General features: G+C 63.3%; 6 protein-coding genes. 5 read left to right on the top strand and 1 reads right to left on the bottom strand.

Annotated features, from left to right (window positions below; all coding sequences use genetic code 11):
* Nucleotides 1–158: 158 nt before the first annotated feature.
* The 4 genes from J0I79_RS02960 to J0I79_RS02945 all read left to right on the top strand — a co-directional run bounded on the left by J0I79_RS02960 (nucleotide 159) and on the right by J0I79_RS02945 (nucleotide 3,885).
* A complete protein-coding gene (locus J0I79_RS02960) occupies nucleotides 159–827 on the top strand; it encodes a GntR family transcriptional regulator (protein ID WP_292855235.1) in 669 nt (222 codons plus the stop codon).
* A gap of 107 nt (nucleotides 828–934) precedes the next feature.
* A complete protein-coding gene (locus J0I79_RS02955) occupies nucleotides 935–1,525 on the top strand; it encodes a biotin transporter BioY (RefSeq protein ID WP_292855234.1) in 591 nt (196 codons plus the stop codon).
* On the top strand, nucleotides 1,522–1,947 hold the full coding sequence (locus J0I79_RS02950) for a DUF1284 domain-containing protein (protein ID WP_292855233.1): 426 nt from the start codon (nucleotides 1,522–1,524) through the stop codon (nucleotides 1,945–1,947). Before J0I79_RS02955 ends, J0I79_RS02950 begins: the two co-directional genes overlap by 4 nt.
* A gap of 165 nt (nucleotides 1,948–2,112) precedes the next feature.
* Nucleotides 2,113–3,885 (top strand): tetratricopeptide repeat protein, encoded by a 1,773-nt coding sequence (locus J0I79_RS02945; RefSeq protein ID WP_292855232.1) that lies wholly within the window; start codon nucleotides 2,113–2,115, stop codon nucleotides 3,883–3,885.
* A gap of 60 nt (nucleotides 3,886–3,945) precedes the next feature.
* Here J0I79_RS02945 and J0I79_RS02940 read toward each other — a convergent pair whose 3' ends face one another.
* Nucleotides 3,946–4,407, bottom strand: a complete 462-nt coding sequence (locus J0I79_RS02940) for a GNAT family N-acetyltransferase (protein WP_292855231.1) — start codon at nucleotides 4,405–4,407, stop codon at nucleotides 3,946–3,948.
* A 227-nt stretch (nucleotides 4,408–4,634) separates the two neighbouring features.
* Here J0I79_RS02940 and J0I79_RS02935 point away from each other — a divergent pair, with 227 nt between their 5' ends.
* Nucleotides 4,635–5,579 (top strand): glycine--tRNA ligase subunit alpha, encoded by a 945-nt coding sequence (locus J0I79_RS02935; RefSeq protein ID WP_292855230.1) that lies wholly within the window; start codon nucleotides 4,635–4,637, stop codon nucleotides 5,577–5,579.
* The last annotated feature ends 32 nt before the right edge of the window (nucleotides 5,580–5,611 follow it).

Genomic DNA, 5,611 nt, shown 5'->3' with positions numbered 1-5,611 from the left:
CCGCAGAAATCGGCGCTGGTCGACGTCATCGACTTCTGCATCAGCCGGGTAAACTGAGAACGGCTGTTGCTCCCGGCTCCCGGCACGGGCTGGGGAGAACTCCGCGATTGCGGCAAGTCGTCTCGACAACCCGCCCGGCCGCAAATTATCTATAAAACATGGCAAAGGGTACGGACGACACCATCGCGGTGCGCATCAGCAAGGTACTGGCCGACCGCATCATCTCCGGTGCGATCGAGCCGGGCGCGCGGCTGCGGCAGGATCATGTCGCCGAGGAGTTCCACACCAGCCACGTTCCGGTGCGCGAGGCGTTCCGGCGGCTCGAGGCGCAGGGGCTCGCCATCAGCGAGCCGCGTCGCGGGGTGCGTGTGGCGGCCTTCGATCTCGGCGAGGTCAAGGAGGTCGCCGAAATGCGGGCGGCGCTCGAGGTGCTGGCGCTGCGCCATGCCGCGCCGCACCTGACGGCTGCCATTCTCGACCAGGCCGAGGAAGCGACCAAGGCTGGCGACAAATCCCGTGACGTCAGGTCATGGGAGGAAGCCAACCGCGCCTTTCACCGGCTGATCCTGGCGCCGTGCGGTATGCCGCGCCTGCTCGCCACGATCGACGATCTGCACGCCGCCAGCGCACGGTTCCTGTTCGCGGCATGGCGATCGGAGTGGGAGACGCGCACCGATCAGGATCATCGCGCGATACTGGCGGCGTTGCGGCAGGGGAATGCCGAATCAGCCGCCTTAACGCTGGGGCGGCATGTCCAGTGGATCGGCCGCAAGCCCGTCAGAACCGCGTCGGGAACGACGCGCGAAGCCTTCGCAATCGTCGGCTAGACGGTCTTTTGGAGACGGCAGGCTTGCCTCTCGTTCAAAAATGTGGATTCGATAATAGATCGAAGTTAGAAATTATCTATAATTTTTGATCCACCGAAGGGAAGCCTATGACCAACCTCGCATTCTCGTCCGCCAGACCGTCCTTCAGCCCGCTGCGGCTGCAGCAGCGGTCGCTCGGCTGGCGGGCCGCAGCCGTCGTGCTCGGCACGCTGTTCCTGGCGCTTTCCTCCTATATCGAGGTGCCGATGGTGCCGGTCCCGGTAAACATGCAGACCTTCGCCGTAACACTGATCGGCGCGCTCTATGGCTGGCGGCTTGGCGCCGTCACCATCATCGCCTGGCTGGTCGAGGGTGCTGTCGGCTTGCCGGTTCTCTCCGGCGGGGTCGGAGGCGCTTCCTATTTCGTCGGGCCAACGGGTGGCTATCTCTTCGCGTTTCCGCTTGTCGGCGCGCTTGTCGGCTGGTTGGCCGAGCGCGGCTGGAACGGCAACAGGGTGGTGCTTGCCTTTGCCGCCATGGTGCTTGGTAATCTTGCCTGTCTGGTTCTCGGCACGGCTTGGCTCGCCGCCATGATCGGGGCTGAACAGGCCATCACCTTCGGCTTCGTGCCGTTCATCGTCGGAGGGCTGCTGAAGTCGGCACTCGGCGCTGCGACGCTCATGGCGCTTCGCGGCAAGGTCAAGCCGGCCAATCCGTGACCATCAGGCTGCGCGCCCACCACCTCCTTTGCCTGCTCACCTATGTGGGCAAGGGATACACCCCTGCCTTCACCGTCAATTATGACAGGGTCGCTGAGCGCCTGAGCCGGGGCGAGGACATTCTTCTCGTCTCCGGCCCGGACGATATCTGCGCCCCGCTGCTTGGAGAGGCCGAACCGCACTGCCTGCGCGACAGCGCGGCGGAGCGCGACGGGTTGGCGGCGCGGGACGTTGAGGCGCTGCTGGCCCGGCCGATCCGGGATGGCGCCCGTCTCTATCTCGATGCCGCTGTTCTTGCGCGCATGCGGCAGGCCTTCTCGGCGGGCCTCGTGCGCAAGGCCTGCGCAGGCTGCGAATGGAGCGCGCTGTGCGACGCCATCGCAGCCGGCGATTATCGCGATACGCGCGTACAGGCCTGTTGACGCGGCAAACTGTCCATTTTAGCCATGGTTTGTTAATCGGGTGATCCGATTGTGAATTTCAGGCGGATTGAAGCGCGACCCCAAAAAGGCCATGCTTTGCCCGGAAGGATCGAGTCTGGGCCGATCCCGCTGACGCGGGGATGGCGCCTGGCTGAAAGGGATACGATGCAGCAAGGACGTGCGCGCTGGCTGACAGGGCTGGCAATTGTGACGGGCATGGCGATCTCGGCTCTGCCGGCCTATGCCAAGCAATCCACTGAACCGGTCAAGATTTCATCGTTCTCGGGCGCCTATCTGGCCGCCAGGATCGCCGAAGGCGACAACGATCTCGACAGCGCCATTGCCTATTACAAGCAGGCCCTGGCCTTCAATCCGAGCGACACCACGCTGCAGCAGAGCCTTATGCTGTCGCTGATCGCGCAAGGCCGCTTCGACGAATCGCTGGTCTATGCCGACAAACTCAAGCAGGTGCCCGATGTCGAGCGCTTCTCGCGCCTGGCGCTGGCCGTGGACTCCTTCCACAAGAAGGATTTTTCCAAGGCGCAGTACTGGCTCAAGCTGTCGCTGGAGTCCGACCTCGACCGGCTGATCTCCGGCGTCATGTCCGGCTGGGCGCAGCAAGGCGCTGGCGAGGCCACTGATGCGATGGCCTCGATCGACAAGCTGCAGGGACCGGACTGGTTCGGTCTGTTCAAGTCCTTCCACCGCGCCTTGATCGCCGATGCTTCCAACATGCCCGAAAAGGCAGATGCGATCTATGCCGCCACGATGCAGGATACCGCCGCCGGCGGTGCCGCGCCCGAAACCTGGATGCGCAACGCGCAGGCCTATGCCTCGTTCCTGGCACGCAAGGGCGACAAGGCCAAGGCGATATCGGTGCTCGACCAGGCCGAGGCGTTTTCGCCAGGCAAGCTGGAAATCGTCGCGTTGCGCGACAGGATCAGCAAGGGCGACAAGATTGAGCCCTTCGTTTCCGGCCCATCGGATGGTGCTTCCGAAATTCTGCTCGACCTCGCCACCGCGCTCAACCGTGGCGGCGGCGAACCGTTCGTCAGGCTCTATCTGCAATACGCGCTCGCGCTCAAGCCAGACAGCGACGCGGCCCTGGTGCAACTCGCGGCCGTCGCCGAACAGCTGAAGGACGGCGAGGGCGCCATCGCGCTCTATCGGCGCATTCCCGCTTCGTCGCCGCTGAAGGAGCTTTCGGACCTGCAGCTCGGCCTCAACCTGGCTGATCTCGATCGCCACGACGAGGCGATCACCCACCTCAAGGCGTTCGTCGACGCCCATCCCGACGACATGCGCGCTTATCTGGCGCTCGGCGGCGTCTATTCCTCGAAGGACGATTTCCGCTCTGCCGCCAATCTCTACGACAAGGCAGTCGACGTGCTGAAGACGCCGACCGCGGCCAACTGGAACATCTTCTATCAGCGTGGCATCGCCTATGAGCGCCTGAAGGAATGGCCGAAGGCGGAGCCGAATTTCCGCAAGGCGCTCGAATTGCAGCCTGACCAGCCGCAGGTGCTGAACTATCTCGGCTATTCCTGGGTCGACCAGAACACGAACCTCAAGGAAGCCCTGGCGATGATCCAGAAGGCGGTCGATCTCAGGCCGAGCGACGGTTACATCGTCGATTCGCTGGGCTGGGCCTATTTCCGCCTTGGCCGCTTCGACGATGCCGTGCGCGAAATGGAGCGCGCCGTGGCGCTGAAGCCGGAAGATCCGGTGCTGAACGACCATCTCGGCGACGCCTACTGGCGCGTCGGCCGCAAGCTGGAAGCTACTTACCAGTGGGCCCAGGCCCGCGACCTGAAGCCCGATCCCGACGTACTGGCCGCCTTGCAGCAGAAGCTGATGAAGGGCCTGCCGCCGATCGAGTCCAACACGGCGCAGGAAACGCCGAAGGTGAAGCCGGTGGCGCCGGCCCCCAAGGGCTGAGGCCGGTTAGCTGGAAAATGCAACGGGGCTCTCTAGGGAGCCCCGTTTTCGTTTGGAGCCTCAGAAGAGTTTCCGGTAAACGACGAAGCCGGAGCGTTCGCCGACCTTGTCGTAGAGTTTCATCGCCGTGTGATTGGTCTCATGGGTCTGCCAGTAGACCCGGCCCGCGCCTGCCGCCTGCGCCCGTTCATAGACGCCCTTGATCAGCGCTCTGCCGACGCCTTGGCCGCGCACTGCCTCATTGGTGAAAAGATCCTGCAGATAGCAGTTCGGCGCGATCGCCGTGGTGCTGCGATGGTAGAGGTAGTGGACCAGCCCGACGAGCCGTCCCTGGCTTTCGGCAACCAGCGCATGGACAGGCTCATAGGCGTCGAAGAAGCGCGACCATGTCATGTCGGTTATTTCGCTCGCCAGCGCGGTCGGGCCCGATCGGCCGTAGAAGGCGTTGTAGCCGTCCCATAGCGGCAGCCATTGCTCGTGGTCCTGCCGTGTGACGGGGCGGATGTCGATCGGGCTGGACATGGCTGGAGCCTGCTTGTCTTGCTGGGGGTTGAAGCAGCCGAGCAGAGCGCAAGCCGCTGACGGCCACAATGGGCCAGCCATTCGCAATGCTTTCGACATGTGTCGGTTTTCGAAAGGTCTTCGCTTTCGGTATCTCTTGCCAGAGCCGGCGAGGTCCATTGCTTGACGCTTTGCCGTCCTGTCTCTAGGACGGGCCGGCAAGCCAGCCTTTGTTGTCGAGGCCACCCGTGACGATTGAAATTCCCGCCCATATGCATCCCAGCCGCTCCTTCCAAGGGCTGATCCTGACCTTGCACAATTACTGGGCGGCCTATGGTTGCGTCATCCTGCAGCCCTACGACATGGAGGTCGGCGCCGGCACCTTTCATCCGGCAACGACGCTGCGTGCGCTCGGCCCCCGCCATTGGAACGCGGCCTATGTCCAGCCCTCGCGCCGTCCCAAGGATGGCCGCTACGGCGAGAACCCGAACCGGCTGCAGCATTATTACCAGTATCAGGTGATCCTGAAGCCCAATCCGCCGAACCTTCAGGAGCTTTATCTCGGCTCGCTGGCGGCGATCGGCGTGGATCCGCTGCTGCATGACATCCGCTTTGTCGAGGACGATTGGGAAAGCCCGACGCTGGGCGCGTGGGGGCTCGGCTGGGAATGCTGGTGCGACGGCATGGAAGTCTCGCAGTTCACCTATTTCCAGCAGGTCTGCGGCATCGAATGCGCCCCGGTCGCCGGCGAACTGACCTACGGGCTGGAGCGGCTGGCCATGTATGTGCAGGGCGTCGACAATGTCTACGACCTCAACTTCAACGGCCGCGAAGACGACGAAAAGGTCACCTATGGCGAGGTCTTCCTGCAGGCGGAGCAGGAATATTCGCGCCACAATTTCGAATATGCCAACACGCAGATGCTGCTCCGGCATTTCGAGGATGCGGAAGCCGAATGCAAGGCGTTGCTGGAGGCCGGCGCGCCGGCCTCGAACGACAATCTGCCCATGCATCGCATGGTCTTCCCGGCCTATGACCAATGCATCAAGGCGAGCCACGTCTTCAACCTGCTCGACGCGCGCGGTGTCATCTCCGTCACCGAGCGCCAGAGCTATATCCTTCGTGTTCGCAACTTGGCGAAGGCCTGCGGCGAGGCGTTTCTGAAGACGCAGGCTGGTGGATTGGCGGCCTGAGAGGAAGGCAACTTTCCCGCTTGAGTTTGATT

This window comes from Mesorhizobium sp. (assembly GCF_017306585.1).
Classification (GTDB): Bacteria; Pseudomonadota; Alphaproteobacteria; order Rhizobiales; family Rhizobiaceae; genus Mesorhizobium.
Note: the sequence above shows the minus strand (reverse complement) of the source record. Positions and strands in the feature narration are given on the sequence as shown.